The sequence below is a fragment of the Mesorhizobium sp. M1A.F.Ca.IN.020.03.2.1 genome, from assembly GCF_004023205.1.
Lineage (GTDB): Bacteria > Pseudomonadota > Alphaproteobacteria > Rhizobiales > Rhizobiaceae > Mesorhizobium.
This window is the reverse complement of the sequence record NZ_RZSV01000507.1, coordinates 1-559: the sequence shown is the minus strand read 5'-3', so window position 1 is coordinate 559 and position 559 is coordinate 1. Positions and strand designations below refer to the sequence as shown.

General features: G+C 63.7%; 1 protein-coding gene. It reads right to left on the bottom strand.

The features are described 5' to 3' along the window. On the bottom strand, window positions 1-559 hold a 559-nt coding region (locus EOA79_RS32420), incomplete at both ends, for an ATP-dependent helicase (protein WP_164894093.1).

Below are 559 nucleotides of genomic sequence, written 5' to 3'. Positions count from 1 at the left end.
GCCGTTCCTGATAGGCCTTGTAGAGCTGGCGCCCCTTGCCGTTGCCGAAGCTGCGCGCGTCGCCTTCCGGAATCTCGTCGGGGCCAAGGCCCTTGTTCTTCCAGTTGTCGATCATCTGCGCGAAGGTCTTGGCCGGCCAGCGCTTGTCGTCCAGATTTTCGGCCTGGATCAGCTGCTTGATCAGCCGCACCACGTCATCGGTATCGAGGATGGTGAAATCGGATTTCAATCCGGCAAGCTCGGCATGCCGGCGCAGCAGCTTGACGCCGATCGAGTGGAAGGTGCCGAGCCAGGGCATGCCCTCGACATTCTGCTCGCCGATCAGCAAGCCGATGCGCTGCTTCATCTCGCGCGCGGCCTTGTTGGTGAAGGTGACGGCGAGAATCTGCGAGGGGAAGGCCCTGCCGGTGGCAAGGATGTGGGCGATTCGCGTGGTGAGCACCCGCGTCTTGCCGGTGCCGGCGCCGGCCAGCACCAGAACCGGGCCTTCGGTCGTTTCAACAGCGAGCCGCTGTTCGGGATTGAGGCCGTTCAGATAATCGGGCGCACGGTTCTGCGC